At 36.5% G+C, this 20,315-nt stretch carries 12 protein-coding genes; 10 read left to right on the top strand and 2 right to left on the bottom strand.

The window, feature by feature from the left end; all coding sequences use genetic code 11:
- Positions 1-80: 80 nt before the first annotated feature.
- The 4 genes from ASE21_RS00325 (at position 81) to ASE21_RS00310 (ending at position 9,909) form a co-directional block, all read left to right on the top strand.
- Entirely contained in the window at positions 81-3,323 is a 3,243-nt protein-coding gene (locus ASE21_RS00325; RefSeq protein WP_057120576.1) for a TIM-barrel domain-containing protein, read from the top strand.
- Between the two features lie 177 nt (positions 3,324-3,500).
- On the top strand, positions 3,501-4,184 hold the full coding sequence (locus tag ASE21_RS00320; RefSeq protein ID WP_057120575.1) for a DUF1080 domain-containing protein: 684 nt from the start codon (positions 3,501-3,503) through the stop codon (positions 4,182-4,184).
- 390 nt (positions 4,185-4,574) lie between these two features.
- Positions 4,575-7,907: a SusC/RagA family TonB-linked outer membrane protein gene (locus tag ASE21_RS00315; RefSeq protein WP_057120574.1), complete on the top strand. Its 3,333-nt coding sequence runs from the start codon at positions 4,575-4,577 to the stop codon at positions 7,905-7,907.
- Between the two features lie 13 nt (positions 7,908-7,920).
- A complete protein-coding gene (locus ASE21_RS00310; RefSeq protein ID WP_057120573.1) occupies positions 7,921-9,909 on the top strand; it encodes a RagB/SusD family nutrient uptake outer membrane protein in 1,989 nt (662 codons plus the stop codon).
- 70 nt (positions 9,910-9,979) lie between these two features.
- Here ASE21_RS00310 and ASE21_RS00305 read toward each other — a convergent pair whose 3' ends face one another.
- The gene (locus ASE21_RS00305; protein ID WP_057120572.1) at positions 9,980-10,726 is read right to left on the bottom strand and encodes an NUDIX hydrolase; all 747 of its coding nucleotides are present in this window, start codon (positions 10,724-10,726) and stop codon (positions 9,980-9,982) included.
- A gap of 342 nt (positions 10,727-11,068) precedes the next feature.
- Here ASE21_RS00305 and ASE21_RS00300 point away from each other — a divergent pair, with 342 nt between their 5' ends.
- Positions 11,069-13,513: a beta-glucosidase gene (locus tag ASE21_RS00300; RefSeq protein WP_082603412.1), complete on the top strand. Its 2,445-nt coding sequence runs from the start codon at positions 11,069-11,071 to the stop codon at positions 13,511-13,513.
- 133 nt (positions 13,514-13,646) lie between these two features.
- Here ASE21_RS00300 and ASE21_RS00295 read toward each other — a convergent pair whose 3' ends face one another.
- Entirely contained in the window at positions 13,647-14,000 is a 354-nt protein-coding gene (locus ASE21_RS00295; RefSeq protein ID WP_057120571.1) for a nuclear transport factor 2 family protein, read from the bottom strand.
- Between the two features lie 370 nt (positions 14,001-14,370).
- On the opposite strand from ASE21_RS00295, the gene egtD reads away from it, so the two are divergent.
- From egtD to ASE21_RS00270, 5 genes are read left to right on the top strand one after another with little or no spacing between them, the layout of a single operon-like run.
- Positions 14,371-15,360 carry an L-histidine N(alpha)-methyltransferase gene (gene egtD, locus ASE21_RS00290; RefSeq protein WP_057120570.1) on the top strand — a complete coding sequence of 330 codons (990 nt, stop codon included), beginning with the start codon at positions 14,371-14,373 and terminating at the stop codon, positions 15,358-15,360.
- A gap of 10 nt (positions 15,361-15,370) precedes the next feature.
- Complete coding sequence (gene egtB / locus ASE21_RS00285; protein ID WP_057121142.1) at positions 15,371-16,555, top strand: ergothioneine biosynthesis protein EgtB; 1,185 nt, start codon at positions 15,371-15,373, stop codon at positions 16,553-16,555.
- Between the two features lie 13 nt (positions 16,556-16,568).
- Entirely contained in the window at positions 16,569-17,492 is a 924-nt protein-coding gene (locus ASE21_RS00280) for an ABC transporter ATP-binding protein (protein WP_057120569.1), read from the top strand.
- The gene (locus ASE21_RS00275; protein ID WP_057120568.1) at positions 17,489-19,063 is read left to right on the top strand and encodes an ABC transporter permease/substrate-binding protein; all 1,575 of its coding nucleotides are present in this window, start codon (positions 17,489-17,491) and stop codon (positions 19,061-19,063) included. Before ASE21_RS00280 ends, ASE21_RS00275 begins: the two co-directional genes overlap by 4 nt.
- A gap of 19 nt (positions 19,064-19,082) precedes the next feature.
- Positions 19,083-20,240, top strand: a complete 1,158-nt coding sequence (locus ASE21_RS00270; RefSeq protein ID WP_057120567.1) for a MalY/PatB family protein — start codon at positions 19,083-19,085, stop codon at positions 20,238-20,240.
- Positions 20,241-20,315 lie beyond the last annotated feature (75 nt).

The following is a 20,315-nucleotide window of genomic DNA, read 5'->3' as shown; positions in this document are numbered from 1 at the left end:
TAAAATCGTTTAAATTTATTTAATAATAGTTTAATGAATTATTTGAAGTATTTATTTCAGATTAATTTTTAAAATAAAATATGAAAACAAAACAATTTTTAGTTGCACTTTTTTGTCTAGTTTCGGCATCTGTGGCTGCTCAGGAATACAAGCCTGAAGCAGATCCTAAAGCTGTCGTAGTTTCTGGCAATGCAAGGTTTACGGTGCTTTCGCCTCGTGTCATACGTATGGAATGGAGTTCTGACGGAAAATTTACAGACAATGCTTCATTAACTTTTGTAAATAGAAATCTTCCGGTACCATCGTTTAACAAAAAAGAAAGCAAAGGAGAACTGCAAATTGCAACTGATGTTATAAAACTCAGGTACAAAAAAGATTCCGGTAGGTTTAACGACAAAAATCTAAGTGTTGATTTTATCGTAAATGGTAAAACCACAACTTGGAAACCTGGACTGGCTAATACCAGAAATCTTCTGGGTACAACCCGTACTCTGGATGGAGTTGACGGACCAGCCAAAGAATTGGAACAAGGTATTATTTCGCGTGACGGATGGTATTTGGCAGACGACAGCGAACGCCCCTTATTTGATAATTCAGAATGGCCTTGGGTAATGGCACGTCCGGGAGATAAACCGCAGGATTTGTATTTGTTTGCATATGACTCTGATTATAAAGCGGCTTTAAAAGATTTTACAGACATTGCGGGAAAAATAGCAATGCCTCCAAGATTTGCCTTTGGTGCCTGGTGGTCAAGATACAGGGAATATTCAGATACTGAATTTCGTGATCTTGTCGGCGAATTTAAAATGCACGATGTTCCGCTTGATGTATTTGTAATTGATATGGACTGGCACGTAAAATCACTTCCGGAATTTTTCAAAAACGGACAGAGACAAAGGGATCAGGCTGGAGAAGATTCAGGTTGGACTGGTTTTACATGGAATAAAAATTTGTTTCCTTCTCCTGAAAAGTTTCTGCAATGGACAAATGAGCAGCATCTTAAAACTTGTCTGAACCTGCATCCTGCTTCCGGAATTCAGCCTTATGAAGATGTATATCCGGAAATGGCAAAAGCAATGGGAATAGATCCGGCATCAAAAAAATATGTTCCGTTTGATATTACAGATAAAAAATTTGCAGCCAATTATATGAATTTGGTTTTGCATCCAATTGAAAAAGCGGGTGTAGATTTCTGGTGGCTAGACTGGCAGCAATGGGGAAGTACCAATATTCCCGGAGTTAATCCAACTATTTATCTAAATTATGTGCATTACAGCGATATGGAACGTCAGAATAAGGTGCGTCCGTTAATTTTTCACCGCTGGGGCGGACTTGGGAATCACAGGTATCAAATCGGATTCTCAGGCGATACCCATGTTTCTTGGGAATCTCTAAATTATCAGCCTTATTTTACTTCTACAGCTGCAAATGTTGGATTTGGTTATTGGAGTCACGATATTGGCGGCCATCAAGGCAGTGCCGGTACTGCAGAACTGTACACAAGATGGATTCAGTGGGGCGTTTTTAGTCCGATATTTAGAACACACGCTACCGCCGCGCCGCAGCATGAAAGACGTATTTGGGCTTATCCGCTTGATAATTTTCTTATTATGAGAGAAGCTTATTTAACGAGATATTCTTTAGTTCCGTATTTGTACAATGAAGCACGCAATACTTATGAAACCGGAGTTTCTACGGTTCACCCAATGTATTACGATTATCCAAAAGATGAAAATGCGTATTCGATGCCCAATCAATATATGTTTGGACGTGATATGATTGTGAATCCAATTACAAAGCCTATTGAAAAAGGAAATGTTGCTTTGCAGCACGAAACATGGCTCCCGGAAGGTAAGTGGTACGAATGCAGTACAGGAAGTATCATTAAAGGCGGAAAAAAAATTACAATGCCTTTTACAATAGGTGATATTCCGGTTTTTGTAAAAGAAGGTGCTATTATTCCGATGCAGCCAAAAGTAGAAAGAACAGATGAAAAACCTTTAAATCCTTTAATTCTTTCTTTTTATCCTGGTAAAAAAGGGACATTGAGACTTTATGAAGATGAAGGAAACAATAACAATTTCAAAAAAAATGCCTTTACTTTTACTCCTGTAACATCAGAGCAAACGGGCAATAAAATAAATGTTGTGATTTCGCCTGTTGAAGGTTCATTTCCGGGAATGTTAACTTCGAGAGGTTACGAACTGCGTTTTCCATGTTCTTTTCCTCCGGTGAATGTAACCATTAATGGACAAAATATTCCGTACAGTGCAAACCCAAAAGCCGGGACATGGTCTTATTCAGGAAATGATTTTGAAACTCGTATTTATGTACCTGAATTTTCAACAAATACAAAAATTTTCATCGGGGTACAATTTCCTGAATACGATCAGCAGCTTCTTTCAGGTAAAAAAGGACAGATTAAATACATGAAGAATTTTGAAGCTTTCCGTTTGTTAAACGATTGGAATGATGGTTTATACAGCCCTTTTGAAATCATGTCGCTGTCTCAGTTTGGTCAAAATCTGGAATACAATCTTTCAGACATTAAAAAAGAAATTGACGGATTTCGAGATCGCTGGAATAGTGCACTTCTGACCATTCAATCGATCAGTGAAACAAACAAAGTGTACAAACCTTATTATGAATTGCTTAAAACATACGGAAATATTGCCGAAAGACCGGAATTTAAAACAGAAACGGAAGTAGAATCGGATACAAAAGCTAAAGTAGAATTTGTTCAGGGAAAAGATAAAATCTATTACACTACAGATGGTTCAGTTCCGACACAAAAATCGCAGCTTTATACAAAAGCATTCGAAGTTTTGGTTCCGGCTCGTGTAAACGCTATCGCATGTCCGGAAGGCAATGGTTCCTGCAGTTCTGTGATTTCAAAAATATTTTACAATAAAAAAACAGGATTAAGCTATAATTTATACAAAGGAAAATGGAACAGGATTCCGGATTTCAGTAAACTTTCTCCTGTTGACAAAGGATATGCACCTGATTTTGATTTAAGAAAAATCAAACACGATTCTAATAATTACGGATTAGTTTATAACGGTTTTATAAACGTTCCTGAAGATGGAACATATACTTTCTATTTAGCTTCTGATGATGGAAGTAAGTTCTACATCAACAATGAACTGCTGATTGATAATGATGGACTGCATGGTTTTGACGAAAAGAAATCTGAAATAAAATTAAAAAAAGGACTTATCCCAATTCGTTTAGAATATTTTCAGGAAAGCTATGGTGATGGACTTTCAGTTGATTTTTCTTCTGATAAAATATCCAGAACAAGCCTTTTTCCTTCTATATAAATGATAATAATTTTTTATCTGATTGAAGAACCGATTAATATTAAAAGGATGAACGTTTTTGCTCATCCTTTTTTAAATAAATAGTTAGAGCAGTTTTTATTAACTTTACTTTAAACTATATAGTACTGAACAGACACATTGAAGATTAATTCAATTATAAAAATAAAAATTATGCAAATGAAAAATGTTATAGCAGCAGTATTGCTTTTTTTGTTTTCTCAAATCATTCAGGCGCAAAAAGGTTTTAAGCCTCTTTTTGACGGAAAAACGACAGCAGGCTGGCATACTTATGGAAAAAGTTCTGCTGCAGCGGGATGGATTGTTGAAGATGGATTATTGCATTTTGATCCAAAAGCAGCTGAGAACGGACAAGGAGGTGATTTAGTAACCAACGCTGAGTTTGAAAATTTTCATTTAAAATTAGAGTGGAAAATTTCTCCAAATGGCAATAGCGGTATTATTTTTTACATCAATGAAAATCCTGAAAAATATCCAAATACGTTTAGTACAGGTTTAGAAATGCAGGTTTTAGACAACGATGGCCATCCCGATGGGAAAATTACAAAACACCGTGCAGGAGATTTATACGATTTAATTCAAAGCAAATCAGAACCGGTAAAACCTGTAGGAGAATGGAATAAAGCGGAGATTATAAGTAATAAAGGAAAATTAACCTTTATCCTAAATGGCGTTATTGTGGTAGAAACAGTGCTTTGGGACACTAATTTTCAAAGATTGATTGACGGAAGTAAATTTGCCGGCTGGCCTGAATTCGGTACATTCAAAAAAGGAAAAATTGCTTTACAGGATCATGGCAATAATGTTTGGTTTAGAAACATAGTAATAAAACCATTAAATTGAGAATAAAATAGTTAACCACTTTATCAGGTTTATAGAGCCCTTTGTTGAGAAACGAAGGGCTTTTTCGTTTCTGCTAATTTTCTTTATTCAAAAAAAGAATTTTGTAAATCTTTTTCTTTTATTTTAATTGGTCCGCTCAGGTAATCGGAAATTTTATAAATAATAAGAAAGACTTTGTGTTCTATGTATGCTTAAAAAAGTTGTTTTTTGTAGTTAAGAGAACGATAATATTTTTTAAACAAGACTTTTAATACCCATAAATCGGATTATATTACTCCTTAAAAGACTCATTATTAATCATTTTTGTACCGTTAATCACTAAAAGTATTTCAACCAAAAATGCAGTGATTTTCGAAGCTAACTATCAATAACCAAAAATGTAAACCAAAAATGAGAAATTTTATTAGGATTAAAAATGATCCTAATTGCAAATCTGGGTTTAGTGTAAAAAAGAAAATAATCGTGTTCTGCATGCTGTTTTCTTTATCTCAAATCCATGGCTACGCAATTAGTTCAAAGAGTACAAAAAACTCAAAAAATGTACTGGAACAAAAAAACATCCACGGGCAGGTAAATGATGAAAACGGTATGCCGCTCCCGGGTGTGACTATTTTAGAAAAAGGAAGCAAAAATGCTGCCTTAACAGATTTTGATGGAAAATTTACCATAAAAACAGATAACGATAATGCGGTACTAGTGATCTCTTTTTTAGGCTATATAACCAAAGAGATTACATTAAAAGGCGAAACTTCCATCAATGTAAAACTGCAAAAAGCCACAACTTCTTTAGATGAGGTTGTTGTTGTAGGATATGGTAAAATGAAGAAAAAGGATTTGACGGGAGCAATTGTTCAGGTAACACCTGATAAGTTAGCGAATCAAAATCCACAAACGGTTCAAGATATTTTAAGAGGAGTTCCCGGAGTTAGAGTGGGGTATGACCCGAGTGCAAAAGGAGGAGGAAGTTTACAGATTCGGGGACAGACTTCTGTTTACACTGGCGGAGGCCATAATTCACCACTTATTATTTTAGACGGAATGCAGTTTTATGGAGAGCTTTCAGAAATCAATCCTGATGATATTGGCCAGATTGACATTCTAAAAGATGCCTCAGCAACATCCGTTTATGGTTCCAAAGCGGCTGCAGGAGTTATTGTAATTTCCACAAAAAAAGGTAAAAAAGGTAAGCCGGTTATTAATCTTAGTATTAATACGACGGTAAACACTAAAAGTGCTTACCGCACGGTGTATTCGCCGGAAGGATACTTAAAATTCCGTGAAGATTGGGAGACTGCCGCAACGTACGGAGGAAATGCCACAACCGGAGAATATGGAACTTATATGGTAGGTCAGGCTGGTAAAATTGGTTATTTTTCAAATCCCGAAGATTTAGGAAAATATGGTATAACCCAAGATCAATGGCTGGCATATCAGCCAGCTGGTCAAACCCAGGGAAAAAGCCTCAAAGAGGTTTGGGGACTTCGTCTGGGCATTGATACCGCACTTATGCAGAACTTTCTGGACGGCAAAACACACGATTGGAGCAACAGTACTTTTAGGACAGGAATAAATCGTGACAGTAATATGAGTGTTTCCGGATCAGGTGAAAATGTAAATTACTATATGTCTGTTGGGTATTTAGATGCACAAGGTGTAATTGTTGGCAATGATTTTTCACAAGTTCGTGCCAATATGAAAGTAGACGCTAAAATTACAGACTGGCTTGACTTTGGTGCAAATGTTAACTTTCAGGACCGTACAGATGGAGATGTAACTCCTTCTTTAGGTACTGCTCCCGGAGATTCAAACATGATGAGAACCAGCCCTTTTGGAAATTTTAAAGATGAAAACGGCAACTATGAAAGACAGCCAATGGGAAAGAATATTTCAGGGCAGAACTACAACTATTATTATGACCGCCAATTTATCGATAAGGAAACAGGATATACCACGTTAAATACCATTTTTACCACAAAAGTAACCTTGCCTTTAGGAATTACCTATTCATTTAATGTATCTCCTCGTTATCAGTTTTTTCACGATCGTTATTTTGAGTCAACAGCCAACCCAAACTGGGCCGCTGCCACTCATGGTGTAAACAGAAATAACGCCACAAGATTTGATTATAACTTAAATAATACATTAGCATGGGATTACACATTTGCAGCAAAACATCATATCATTGCAACTTTTGTTCAGGAAGCAGAAGAACGCCGCTATTGGTCAGATGGAATGACAGCAAATAATATTCAGCCTTCTGATGCTCTAGGTTTTCATAATGTTGCCAATGCAACTTTGGCAAATAGTTCACTCAGAGCAAATGATACACATCAAACGGCAGATGCGCTGATGGCGAGACTTTTCTATTCGTTTGATAATCGATATATGCTAACGGCTAATATTCGTCGTGATGGATATTCGGCATTTGGAGCTTCAAATCCATACGCGGTTTTCCCTTCTATTGCAGTTGCGTGGAATTTTAAAAATGAAAATTGGTTCAAATGGGAGCCTATGACTACAGGAAAACTGCGTGTATCCTGGGGAACAAACGGAAACAGGACTCTTGAAGACCCATACGTGTCTCTGGCAAATTTATCATCAGGCAGCGGTGCAACAATGGGATATCTGGATGCTACAGGAAAAGCATTAGAAGTTAAGTATTTAGCACTAGACCGTATGGCAAACCCAAATCTGGAATGGGAGAAAACAGCATCAACCAATATTGGTCTTGATTTAGGTTTTTTAAATGATAATATTACCGGAACGATAGATGTTTATAAAATGGTTACCAAAGATATGATCATGAGCCAGCGTCTGCCGGGTTTCTCGGGGTTTTCATCAATTGCAACTAACCTTGGAGAAGTTTGGAATGAAGGTATTGAGATCAGTATCAATACTGTTAATATGAAACGTCCAAACTTTGAATGGCGTACAGGCTTCGGTTTTGCCTACAATAAAAATACCATTAAGTCATTGTATGGCAATATGGAAGAAGTGAAAGATGCAAATGGAAATGTTATTGGAACAAAAGAGGCTGATGACAAAACCAACGGATGGTTTATTGGCAGACCGATTTCTCAAATATGGGATTATAAAGTAATTGGAATCTGGCAGAAGGAGGAGTGGCAGGAAGCCCTGAAATATGGCCAGCGTCCGGGTGATCCAAAAGTCGAAAACAGCTATACAGCAGATGATAAAGCAGATGGGACACCAGTTTATAACGAAAAAGATAAGCAGTTTTTAGGAGTTTCAGCTCCGCCAATAAATGTATCGCTTCGTAATGAATTTAAAATTTATAAAAATTGGGATCTGGCGATTGATATGTACGCCAATGTGGGGCATAAATCATTGAGCAATGTTTATATGAATAATTTCAACGCCAGCAGTTTGTATAAATTCAACTTTAATTCATTTGAAAACCCGTATTGGACAGTTGATAACCCAACGAATGACTGGGCACGTCTCGATGCTAAGGGACCAGCTGGAGCCGGAACATCAAAATTGTATGACCGCAGTTTTATTCGTGTGTCGAATGTTTCGCTGGCTTATTCTTTACCAAAAGATCTTATTGAGCGCCTGCACATTAAAAATCTAAAAATTTATGCTTCGGTTCAAAATGTGGGAACATGGGCAGCTTCTAAAGAATGGAAGTATTTTGGAGATCCTGAAACAGGAGGTTTGGCTACAAGAACATATAATCTGGGCCTAAATGTATCACTTTAAAAATTAATCAATTATGAAAATAAATATAAAAAATAAGTATAAAAAACTCCTGCCGCTCATCGTATTGGCAGCTTTGTTTAGTTCTTGTTCAAAAGATTTTCTGGAACAAGATCCGCTTTCATTTTATGAGCCGGAGACTACATTTTCTACTGAATCCGGACTGCAGGCAACATTAGCACAGTGTGATAAACAGCTGCGTAATTATTATATTCATTTTGGATTTTCGGGTGTTAGTGTGCCTATGGGTACAGAATATGTTTTTTCTGACATGGCACAATATGGAAAAACAGATGCCAATCCCACAATTGCTGATTATGCCAATACGATCGTTCCTACCGGAGATTTTCGAAGAGATGCAAGTGGAGAATCACTTTATCTTGGTTTTTTCTGGGATGAAGGTTATTCCGGAATTAAGTCTGCTAATACCGTATTGACCTACATTGGTAATGTAAAAGGCTTATCAGAAGAGATCAAAAATAAATATATCGGGCAGGCTTATTTTCACAGAGCATACCGTTACCTTCATCTGATTTATCAATTTGGAGACATTCCGTTGATTACTAAAGTTCTGTCTGTTCCAAAGCAAAGTTACTATTCCACAAAAAAAGAAGCTATAATTGAAATGATTACTGCAGATATGGAAAAAGCAGTAGAGTGGGTTCCGGAGCAGTCAAAAATTGGATATGTAGGAATGATCAGCAAAGGAGCCTGCCGCCAGCTGCTGATAAAGTGTTATTTGGCATCAGGCAGGTTTGCAGAAGCTGAGGCACAGGCAAATATTTTGATTAATCAATCGGGTTATGCTTTGATGCAGAACAATTTTGGTATTTTCGATCCGGGAGGAAATCCTGCGGCATGGCCTATTACCAGAAATGTAATCTGGGATTTACACAGACCAGAAAACAAAGTGATCGCCAATAATACTGAAGCAATATTAGTAGCACCAAATGGAGGAGCACAATCATTTTTAGCATTTGCTTCAATGCGAATTTACGGACCAAACTGGAATGACGCGAATTTAGTTACGCCTGACGGTAAGAAAGCAGCAGAGCGTTATCCTTTGACCAATGCTAAATATGAAGCCAGATTTGATTATCAAAGAGCTCTTGGACGCGGAATTGCTACAATCAGCGGTTCTTACTATTCGCAGACTCCTATGTGGGTTGTAAACAATATTGAGGATAAAATAGATTTGAGACACAACAGTAGTGTAGGTAACTGGGTAAATATGGAAGATCTTAAATACAATGATAAGTCTTCTGCATTTTACAATACAAATTTTAGAATGAGATCTGCAAGCGGTACGCTGTTAGCAAAAGATTCTATTCGGGATTGGTTTGACTTTCCGCATTATAAAATCTTTTATCATGATGTTGTAGCCGAAGGAAATCCAAGCGCAAATGATTTTCAGGGCGCTACTGCCGGAGCCAGTGCACATATGTACATATACCGTTTAGCAGAAACTTATTTATTGCGTGCAGAAGCTCGTTTTTATCAGGGAAATGTCAGCGGAGCCGCTCAGGATGTAAATGTGGTAAGGGCAAGAGCAAAAGCATCACAAATGTACAGCACGGTAACTATTGGTGATATCTGCGCAGAAAGAGGAAGGGAACTTTACACAGAAGAATGGAGAAATGTAGAGTTAAAACGTATTTCGCACTGTCTGGCACTTAGCGGAAAACCGGATGAATGGGGTCATACATACAGTAAAGACAATTGGGATAAGCAAGCAGGAAAAGATGCATCCGGAGGCAGCTACTGGTGGCAGCGCATTGTACATTATACACTTTACAACAAATATCCGGGAGGTATTTCTATTGCGCCGGGCGTAAAGTTTTACAGCATGGACAAACGTAACAATTACTGGCCCGTTCCAAACTACGCTATAACAGCAAATATAAAAGGGCAGTTAAGTCAGAACTTTGGTTATGACGGTTATAATGCAAGTGTGAAGGTGTGGGACAAATGGCAGGACGCCGTTGATGATGAAAGTAAAATTTAAATTATTTGTTTTTAAAATAAAAGGCTGTCAATTGACGGCCTTTTTGTTTCCACTAAATTTGTTCAGTCAATTACCATCCGCCTTTTAATCCTTCTTTTAAGGCAGCATTGTATTTTTCTAAATCAAAGCTGTATAAATCAGGTGATTTGTGTGCACCGCCTTTTCGGGATTCGTCTAATTTGGTGAGAATATCGTAACGCAGAATCTTTCTGTAAAAATTTCCCCTGTTCAATTTTTTTCCTAAAATTCCTTCATATAACTTTTGAAGTTCCGGCATTGTAAATTTCTCAGGAAGAAGATTATAACCAATAGGATGATGGTTTAATTGCTCCCGTAATGTTATCAGGGCTTTGTCAAAAATAGTACGGTGATCCATCATAAATTCCGGAAGATTTGCTATGGAATGCCATTGTACTGCGCTGGAAAATTCATCAATATTTAATTTTACCTGCGAATACTCAGCCAGCGCATAATAGCCAATGGAAACAAAACGCTGTTTATACCATATACTGTCATCATAATCCTCAAAAGCAGATTCTGAACGGTTTAAATTTCCAAAAGTATAAAACTGCTGCAGATATATATTTTCTGTTCCGGTTCTGTCTTTTAATATCCGGACTGCCGCATCATCAACATTTTCAAACTTTTCAACATAACCTCCGGGCAGTCCCCATTCTTCCCGATCCTTCATTTTTAAGATCAGAACCTGAAGTTCGTTTTCGTGAAAACTGAAAACAACGCAGTCAATAGAAAGCGTTGGAATATACTTTTTCCAGGACTCTTTAGAACTGTTTTCTAATAACTTTTTAAATTCCATGAGGATATTGTATGAGCTTCAAATTTAAACTTTTTCAGATATTTTTCTTACTCCTCTAAATATAAAAACTTAGAATCGATATTGAATTTCTCAGATTTTAAACTATTCGTCGATTTATAATTTATGGTTTCTATGAAATTAACATCTGAATTTCAATGTGATATTGAAATTATAACATCAATTATTTGGCAATATAAAAAAATGTATTTAATATTGCTTCATTATGAAGCAATGAAATTTTATATTAGAAATTTACTTCATGAATAAATCACCAGAATTTATCCGGTACCGGATTCTAAATTAATTTTTAGAAAAAAGAAGAACTTTAAAACTATTTATACTATGAACCACAAACTAGCAAAAACAGGAAGGATAACGCTTTTAACAGCGCTGGTTTTTTCCAACTTGTCCTTTAACAGATTAATAAACGAAAATGATCCAGTGATTACCATCAACGGTTTTACTTTTGTTGATTCTAATAAAAACGGAAAACTGGATCCGTGGGAAGATACACGCCTTTCTGTAAATCAGAGAATTGATGCAATTATCAAAGAAATGACCAATGCAGAAAAAGCAGAATTATTAATTGGAACCGGAATGCCGGGAATCGAAATGCTGACAGGTCCTGTAGGAGATTCTAAACAAGGTTTGGTTCCGGGAGCTGCTGGTGGTACGGCTGCTTTTGAACGATTTGGGATTCCGGCAACTGTTGTAGCCGACGGGCCTGCGGGTTTAAGAATTGAGCCAACGAGAAAAAACGATTCAAAAACCTATTATGCAACTGCATTTCCGGTAGGAACGGCATTGGCTTCAACATGGAACAAAGCCCTTTTAGAAGAAGTTGGAAAAGCAATGGGAAATGAAGTTAAAGAATACGGGGTAGATGTTTTATTGGCTCCGGCTTTGAACATTCACAGAAATCCTTTGAACGGCAGAAACTTCGAATATTATTCTGAAGATCCGTTGATTGCCGGAAAAACGGCTGCAGCAATCGTAAACGGAATTCAGTCTCAGGGTGTTGGAACTTCAATCAAACATTTTGCGGTCAACAATGAAGAAACGAATCGTCTGACGATCAATGCACACGTTTCTGAAAGAGCCATTCGAGAGTTATATTTAAAAGGTTTTGAAATTACGGTTAAGGAATCAAATCCATGGACTATTATGTCTTCCTACAATAAATTAAACGGAATTTATACTTCTGCAAATAAAGATTTATTGACCGAAGTTTTAAGAAACGAATGGGGTTACAAAGGAATTGTAATGACAGACTGGTTTGGTGGTTTTCCGGGTTTTGAATCAATACAAAAAGGACAGTCTTCAGATGTTGTCCAGCAAATGACTGCCGGAAATGATCTTTTGATGCCGGGAATTCCTGTTCAGAAAAAAGCAATTTTAGAAGCTTTAAATTCAGGGAAATTATCTCAGGAAGCAGCCAATACCAACGTTAGAAGAATTTTAGAATATGTTTTTCGTACACCGGCTTTTGCTAAATACAAATACAGCAACAAACCCGGCTTAGCTCAAAATGCTGCCGTAACCAGAAAAGCGGCTGCGGAAGGAATGGTTTTGCTTAAAAATGAGAAAAATGCACTGCCTTTTGCTGACAAGCAAAAAGAAGTTTCTTTGTTTGGAGTTACTTCATATGCCTGGATTACAGGCGGAACAGGATCCGGAAGCGTAAATAACAAACATACCGTTTCTCTTTTAGAAGGATTAAATGCTGCCGGTTATAAGTTAGATAAAGAATTGGTCGATTTATACACTCCTCATGCTGAAAAAGAAGTTACTGCAGAGAAAGAAAGAAGAAAAGCAAGAGGTATTTTGGCCTTACCGGAAAGGCTGCCGGAATTAAAAATGGATGATAATTTTATTGCTAAAAAAGCCGAAAGTTCAGAAATTGCTTTTGTAACATTAGGAAGAAATTCAGGCGAAGGCGGCGACAGGAATGTCAATAATGATTTTAATCTGGCAGATGAAGAAATCGAAATGCTGGATAAAATCTCAAAAGCTTTCCATGCCAAAGGAAAAAAAGTGGTAGTTATTTTAAATATTGGCGGTGTAATCGAAACAGCTTCATGGAAAGACAAAGCAGATGCCATATTATTGGCATGGCAGCCAGGTCAGGAAGGAGGACATTCTGTGGCCGATGTTGTGTCTGGAAAAATAAATCCGTCCGGAAAATTGACGATGACTTTTCCGGTAAAATATACCGATACTCCTTCGGCTAAAAACTTCCCGGGATTTCCTATTGATAACCCTAAAGAAGTAACTTATGAAGAAGGCGTTTATGTAGGATATCGCTATTTCAATACATTCAATATTAAACCGTCTTACGAATTTGGTTTTGGAAGTTCGTATACAACTTTTGAATATTCGAGAATTAAATTGAGTTCTCCTGTTTTCAAAGATAAATTGACAGTTTCTGTAACGGTTAAAAATACTGGAAAAACCTCTGGAAAAGAAGTTGTACAATTATATCTTGCAGCGCCTTCAAAATCGATAGACAAACCGAAAGAAGAATTAAAAGCTTTTAGTAAAACAAAAGAATTAAAACCCGGTGAAAGCCAAACCTTAACACTGACCTTATCTCCAAAAGACCTGGCTTCGTTTTTAGAAAGTAAAAGTGCCTGGATTGCCGAAGAAGGAGAATACAAAGTATTAATTGGAGCATCTTCGCTGGACATTAAACAGACTGCATCCTTTTCAGTTTCAAAAGAAATTATTGTTGAAAAAGTAAAGAAAACTTTTGAATTAGATTCAAAGTTTACGGATCTTAAACCTTGATTTTAGTTAGTTAATTTTTTAAAAACCGCCTCCAATTATTTTGAAGGCGGTTTTCTTTTTTAATTTAAAAAAAATTAGATTTAGTGAAGTGTCGAAGTTCGGTTTTTCAGACTTCTTCACGCCTCAAATAAAATCATTTACCGGTTTCTATTACAAAGGCTTTCAGCTCTGCCATAAGACCGTCGCGAAATTTCCATACATCACAGTATTCATAATGAACTGCTTGTCCGTCTTTATCTTTTAGGCTGATTTTCCCGACCGCAGCAAGAAAATCACCTTCTGCTGTAATGGTTTCGATATTGAAAACAGGCGGCTCGAGATAGGTTTCTGCCATATATTTTCGGATTGCTTCTTTCCCTTTTAAGACCTGGTCCCCAACAAATGTCCAGGTAACATCATCTGTGCAATAGGCAAGAAATCCTTCGTGGTTTCCTTCCGTAACTGCCTGGTTCGCTTTTAAAAGTATTTGTTTATGCTGCTCTGACATAGTAATTTTTTTTTTGATTGAGTATTAAAGATAAATATAATTTTCCACGGCACAGCTTAAAATTAGATCATAAAAGCTTAATTTTAGTATTCAGTTATTATATAAAATCGCAGCGAAACTATATAACTATTTCTTTGGGGATATTTTTATTTTAGATTGATAAAATCCAAATCATTATAACAGCTGATAAATACGTGCAGGAAAGATTTTTTTCAATAATTTACTACCCGAATAGAAAAAAAAGCAACTATCTCCACGAATAAAACGTATCTTTAAATTAGAAGAAATCGCTGAAGCTCATTGATTAAATGGAAATAACCAGATGACAGAAAATTGCCATCTTGATTTAAAAGACCTAAAATACTATAAAATGAAAGCACAATTAAATTCTAATACCTTCTACATAGATGAAGTTGAAAATAATAATCAGTTTTTAAAAGACGTTCTCGACGGCCTTCATCAAAATCCAAAACACCTGCAATCCAAATATTTTTATGACAAAAAAGGAGATAAACTTTTTCAGGATATTATGGCGATGCCGGAGTACTATCTTACCCGTTGTGAGATGGACATTTTTCAGAATAAAACAAAACAACTGGCCAGCGTAATAATGGACGATGAAAGTCCGTTTGAACTAGTGGAACTTGGCGCCGGTGATGCTTCAAAATCACTGCATTTGCTGCAATATTTAAAAAGCGCAAACGCTCAGTTCACCTATATGCCAATAGATATTTCGGGTAATATTTTGTCTGTTTTGGATAAAAGAATTCACGACAATATTCCTGATCTTGATATTACACTTTTAGAAGGCGATTATTTTGATATGCTGAAAAGAAGTTCTAAACTTTCTGCCCGCAGGAAAGCTGTTTTGTTTTTGGGAAGTAATATTGGAAACATGGAACTCGATGAAGCGGAAAACTTCTGTACCCAACTTCGAAAAAACCTCAATAAAGGCGACATCGTTTTGGTTGGTTTTGATTTAAAGAAAGACCCCAAAATTATTCTAAATGCTTATAATGATCCAAAAGGCATTACAGCATCATTCAATCTGAATTTACTGGAAAGAATGAATAAGGAGCTCAAAGCTGATTTTGATGTGAAACAATTTGAACATTATCAAAATTATGATCCTTTAAGCGGCGCCTGCAGAAGTTATCTGGTGAGTCTTGAAGAGCAAAAAGTAACTATTGAAAATGAATCTTTTTACTTTAAAAAAAATGAAGTCATTTACATGGAAGTCTCTCAGAAATTTTCAATAGAAGATATGGAAAAACTAGCCGTTTCTTCTGGTTTTAAAACAATAAATACGATAACCGACAGTAAAGAATGGTTTGCTGATACTTTTTGGATTGCTGATTAATATTGATATTATGAAGGAACTTGAACTACTAAAAATAAATACGGAGTCTCTTTTAGAACAGTATAAAAATATACGCGCACATTCTGAAGAAATCTGCCGTCCTCTTGAAATTGAAGATTACGTGGTACAGCCCATTGTAGATGTGAGTCCGCCCAAATGGCATTTAGGACATACGACATGGTTTTTTGAAACCTTTATTTTAATGCCCAATTTTGACGGTTATAAAGAATACAATTCCCAATATAATTTTGTTTTCAACAGTTATTATGAAACTGTAGGAGCAAGGGTAGTGCGTACCGACAGAGGAAATTTAAGCCGTCCCTCTGTTGCCAATGTTTATAGCTATCGCGCGTATGTAGATCAGCAGATGGAAGTTTTTCTGCAAGAAGGCAATTTAGATGAAAAACTTCTTTCTTTATTAGAACTCGGGTTAAACCATGAACAGCAGCATCAGGAACTTTTATATTATGACATAAAATATATTCTGGGGCATAACCCGCTTTTTCCGGCTTACAGTACTAAAGCAGTATTCGAAAAAAAAGAAATCCAAAACTCTGGTTTTATCTCCATGAAAGAAGGCGTTTATGAAATAGGTTTTGAAGGCGAAGGTTTTAGTTTTGATAATGAATCAGCAAGGCATAAAACGTATTTAGAAGCTTATGAAATCTCCAGCACACTGGTAAACAATTCAGATTATTTATGTTTTATTGAAGATGGCGGTTATTCTGATTTTAGATACTGGCATTCTGACGGTTGGGAATGGGTGAAGCAGGAAAATGCAAGAGCACCGCTTTACTGGCATTTTATAGATGAAAAATGGATGAATTATACCCTGAACGGATTACAGGAAATAGATCCTTCAGCAGCAGTCTGCCACATTAATTTTTATGAAGCTTCGGCGTATGCGGCCTGGAAAGGAATGCGTCTGCCTACTGAAGCTGAATGGGAAGCAGCCTCTGATTTTTTTGACTGGGGTGAACGCTGGGAATGGACAGGAAGTGCTTATCTGCCTTATCCGGGCTATAAAAAAGAACCCGGAGCAATTGGAGAATACAACGGTAAATTTATGATTAACCTAATGGTATTAAGAGGCGCTTCTGATGCAACGCCTGAAAATCACAGCCGAAAAACATATCGTAATTTTTTCCATCCCAGACTGCAGTGGCAGTTCGGCGGAATTCGTCTTGTAAAATAACAGCAAACGGCCTATGATTAAAATTGATAAGATCTCTAAAAGCTTTGCAGATAAAATCGCCGTAGATGCTGTTTCTTTTGAAGCAAAAGATAATGAAATTCTGGTAATCCTAGGTACAAGCGGCAGTGGTAAAACAACTACGCTTAAAATGATCAACCGATTGATAGAACCGGATTCGGGCTCAATTTTTATTAAGGGGGAAAATATTCAAAGCCTGCCAAAAGAAGAGTTGCGTAAAAGTATTGGGTATGTTATGCAGCATTCCGGACTTTTTCCGCATTATACGGTTGCAGAAAATATTGCAATACTTCCTAATCTTTTGAAATGGGATAAAACCAGAATTACGCAAAGGACAAAAGAGCTTTTGGAAAAATTAAACCTTTCTGAAGAAATGCTCAAAAAAATGCCTCACGAACTCAGTGGAGGCCAGCAGCAGCGCGTTGGTATCGCGAGAGCATTAATAGTCAATACTTCCATACTTTTAATGGATGAACCTTTTGGCTCTTTAGACACTATTACAAAAACAGCAATTCATAAAGAGTTTAAATCTTTAGAAGAACTCAAAACAAAAACAACGGTTCTGGTCACTCATGATGTTCAGGAAGCTTTTGATCTTGGACATAGAATCTGTTTGATGGATAATGGCAGAATTATTCAGCAAGGAACACCAAAAGAAATTTTATACCAGCCTGCAAATGATTTTGTAAAAAATTTTTTTGCTGCACAACGCGTTGTTTTAGAATATAAAATAACAAAGTTTGAAGAGCTAATCCCGTTTCTTTCAAATACAATTCTTTTGAAGGAACAAACCAATTTAAATTCTGAAATAACAGTTTGGGATGTACTTCAAAAATATAGTGTAGAAAACCGTTTTTCAGATCAGTATCAGGAAGTATTAAATGCTTTTATAGCTTATAGAAAATTACAAACCGTATGAATCAGGAACAAAGTTTATGGGAGTTTGTAGGTGATCAGCATGAAAAACTTCTGGATCAGGTTTTGCAGCATCTTGGTCTGACATTTTTATCGATTGTACTGGCAATAGTAATTGGAGTTCCTGTTGGAATATTAATTTCGAGAAGAAAAAAGTTAGCGAGCATAATTTTAGGAACAGCAGGGATTTTACAAACTATTCCAAGTATAGCACTTTTAGGATTTATGATTCCGCTTTTTGGAATTGGCGTTATGCCTGCCGTAATCGCGCTTTTAATTTATGCTTTACTGCCCGTTATCCGTAATACTCACACCGGGATTTTAGGAGTTAACCAATCTGTTATCGAAGCAGCAACAGCTTTGGGAATGAACAAATCGCAGCGTCTTTTTAAAGTTGAGCTTCCGCTTGCAATGCCTGTAATAATTGCCGGAATACGAACAGCTGCGGTAATCAATGTTGGAGTAGCGACTCTGGCTTCTTTTGTAGCTGCCGGAGGTTTAGGCGAATTTATTTTTGGCGGAATATCGCTCAATAATACCAATATGATTCTTGCGGGAGCGATTCCAGCTGCTTTTCTGGCGATTATTTTAGACCAGTTAATTGCAGTATTGCAGCATTTAAGTTTTAGGATTCTCAGAAAAATTCTAATCGCAGTTTCTGTAATCATTCTGCTTATTGGAATTTCATATTTGGTACTTACTAAAAAACAAACCAATATGCTTAAAGCAGGATTTACACCCGAGTTTATGGGAAGACAGGACGGTGACCTCGGACTTCGCTCTGTTTACGGATTATACGCAAATCCTACTGTTGTAAGCGATGCGATTATATACAAAGCAACTTACGAAGGGAAACTGGATTTAATAAGCGGTTATTCTACCGATGGACGTATAAAGGCTTTTAATCTCAAGGTTTTGGAAGATGACAGAAAAATTTTTCCGCCGTATTATGCTGCGCCGATTATTAAAACAAAGACACTAGAAAAATTTCCCAATCTTGAAAATGTACTGAATCTTTTAGCCGGAAAAATCAATGATGCGGTAATGACTGATCTTAATTATAAAACAGAATTACAGCATCAGGCACCAGAAAAAGTGGCTAAAGATTTTTTAATTAAAACGGGACTTTATAAAAAACCACGTTCACAAAACGGTGGTGTACTGCGGATTGGATCAAAGATTTTTGGCGAGCAGTACGTTTTAGCCGAAATGTATAAAATGCTGATTGAAGGCAATACGGAATACAAAGTCGAAACCAAAACAGGACTTGGCGGAACCAAAATATGTTTTGATGCATTGACAAATGACGCGATTGACTTATATCCCGAATATACCGGAACAGGACTTTTGGTATTGCTACAGCCTTCTGTCCAAACAATTGCGACAGTAAGTACAGACAGTCAAAAAACTTATGATTACGTAAAAGCTGAATTCAGTAAAAAATACGGTATTAAATGGCTGCAGCCCATCGGATTTAATAATGCTTATGCCTTGATGATGCGTAAAGAACAGGCAGATCAACTAAACATCAAAACTATATCGGATCTTAAAAATTATCTCGACAGTAAAAAATAATAAAATATAAAAGCATTTTATGGATTACAATTTTGATGAAATCATCGATAGAAAAAATACAAATGCCATTAAATGGGATGTGTCGCCATCATTGGATATTTTACCCATGTGGATTGCTGACATGGATTTTAAAACAGCTCCGGAAATAATTGAAGCTTTGCAAAATAGAGTTTCGCACGGAATATTTGGTTACACACAGACGCCGGAACAATGCTATATTTCGATACAAAACTGGTGGAAAAAACAACACGGACTTTCTCTGGAAAAAGAATGGATACTTCCTGTAATTGGGGTTATTCCGGCATTATCGGCAGCCATAAGAAGCCTTTCAGAAAAAGGAGATCAAATTATAATTCAGCCTCCGGTGTACAATCATTTCTACACACCTATAGAAAATTGCGGCTGCGAGATTATAGAAAATAATTTAAGTTACAATAACGGAATTTACACTATTGATTTTGAAGATTTAGAAATAAAAGCATCCCATCCAAAAGCTAAATTACTTTTGATAAGCAATCCGCATAATCCTGTGGGCAGAGTATGGACAAAAGAAGAATTGCTGCAAATTGCAAAAATATGTCATAAACATAATGTAATTGTGATTTCAGATGAGATTCATTGTGATCTGGTTTTCAGCGGGCAAAAACATATTCCTTTTGCCTCTTTAGATGACCAATATATTTCAAATTCAATCACTTTGGCATCTATTAGTAAAAGTTTTAATCTGGCTGGTTTACAGGTCGGTTATGTTTTTACTAAAAATGCGGAACTTTATCATAAAGTCAAATCTGTATTTGCAATACAGGAAATGGAATTATTAAGTCCGTTTGCGATAGAAGCGCTTATTGCGGCTTATAATAAAGGAGAAAACTGGCTCGTCGAATTAAAAAAATATCTGTACCATAATTATAGTTTTTTGCAGGATTTTATTGCATCAGAATTACCTCAGATTAAAGTTGTACCGCTTCAGGCCACTTATTTAGTCTGGCTGGACTGCAGTGCCTTACAATTAAATTCTGATGAAATTGCTAAAATGCTGCAGGAGGAACAAAAGCTCTGGATCAATTCTGGTACTATGTATGGAAAAGCTGGAGAGGGTTCCCTGAGAATTAATATTGCCACTCCACAAAAACTTCTTTTTGAAGGTTTGCAGAGATTAAAGAAGGCGTTAGGATAATTACGATTTTAAATTTAAAGAAAACAGCAGAAGTACTTCTTGTTTTAAGAACTCTCTGCTGTCTTTAGTTTTTCT

Source organism: Flavobacterium sp. Root901, assembly GCF_001429765.1.
In the GTDB taxonomy this organism is placed as follows: Bacteria; Bacteroidota; Bacteroidia; order Flavobacteriales; family Flavobacteriaceae; genus Flavobacterium.
This window is presented reverse-complemented; position numbering and strand designations above follow the sequence as displayed.

Coding starts and splice junctions, on each gene's coding strand:
- ASE21_RS00320 (WP_057120575.1), top strand. CDS start 3,501: ATGAAAAATGTTATAGCAGCAGTATTGCTTTTTTTGTTTTCTCAAATC.
- ASE21_RS00315 (WP_057120574.1), top strand. CDS start 4,575: ATGAGAAATTTTATTAGGATTAAAAATGATCCTAATTGCAAATCTGGG.
- egtD (WP_057120570.1), top strand. CDS start 14,371: ATGAAAGCACAATTAAATTCTAATACCTTCTACATAGATGAAGTTGAA.
- ASE21_RS00310 (WP_057120573.1), top strand. CDS start 7,921: ATGAAAATAAATATAAAAAATAAGTATAAAAAACTCCTGCCGCTCATC.
- ASE21_RS00300 (WP_082603412.1), top strand. CDS start 11,069: ATGAACCACAAACTAGCAAAAACAGGAAGGATAACGCTTTTAACAGCG.
- ASE21_RS00275 (WP_057120568.1), top strand. CDS start 17,489: ATGAATCAGGAACAAAGTTTATGGGAGTTTGTAGGTGATCAGCATGAA.
- ASE21_RS00325 (WP_057120576.1), top strand. CDS start 81: ATGAAAACAAAACAATTTTTAGTTGCACTTTTTTGTCTAGTTTCGGCA.
- ASE21_RS00280 (WP_057120569.1), top strand. CDS start 16,569: ATGATTAAAATTGATAAGATCTCTAAAAGCTTTGCAGATAAAATCGCC.
- ASE21_RS00270 (WP_057120567.1), top strand. CDS start 19,083: ATGGATTACAATTTTGATGAAATCATCGATAGAAAAAATACAAATGCC.
- ASE21_RS00305 (WP_057120572.1), bottom strand. CDS start 10,726: ATGGAATTTAAAAAGTTATTAGAAAACAGTTCTAAAGAGTCCTGGAAA.
- egtB (WP_057121142.1), top strand. CDS start 15,371: ATGAAGGAACTTGAACTACTAAAAATAAATACGGAGTCTCTTTTAGAA.
- ASE21_RS00295 (WP_057120571.1), bottom strand. CDS start 14,000: ATGTCAGAGCAGCATAAACAAATACTTTTAAAAGCGAACCAGGCAGTT.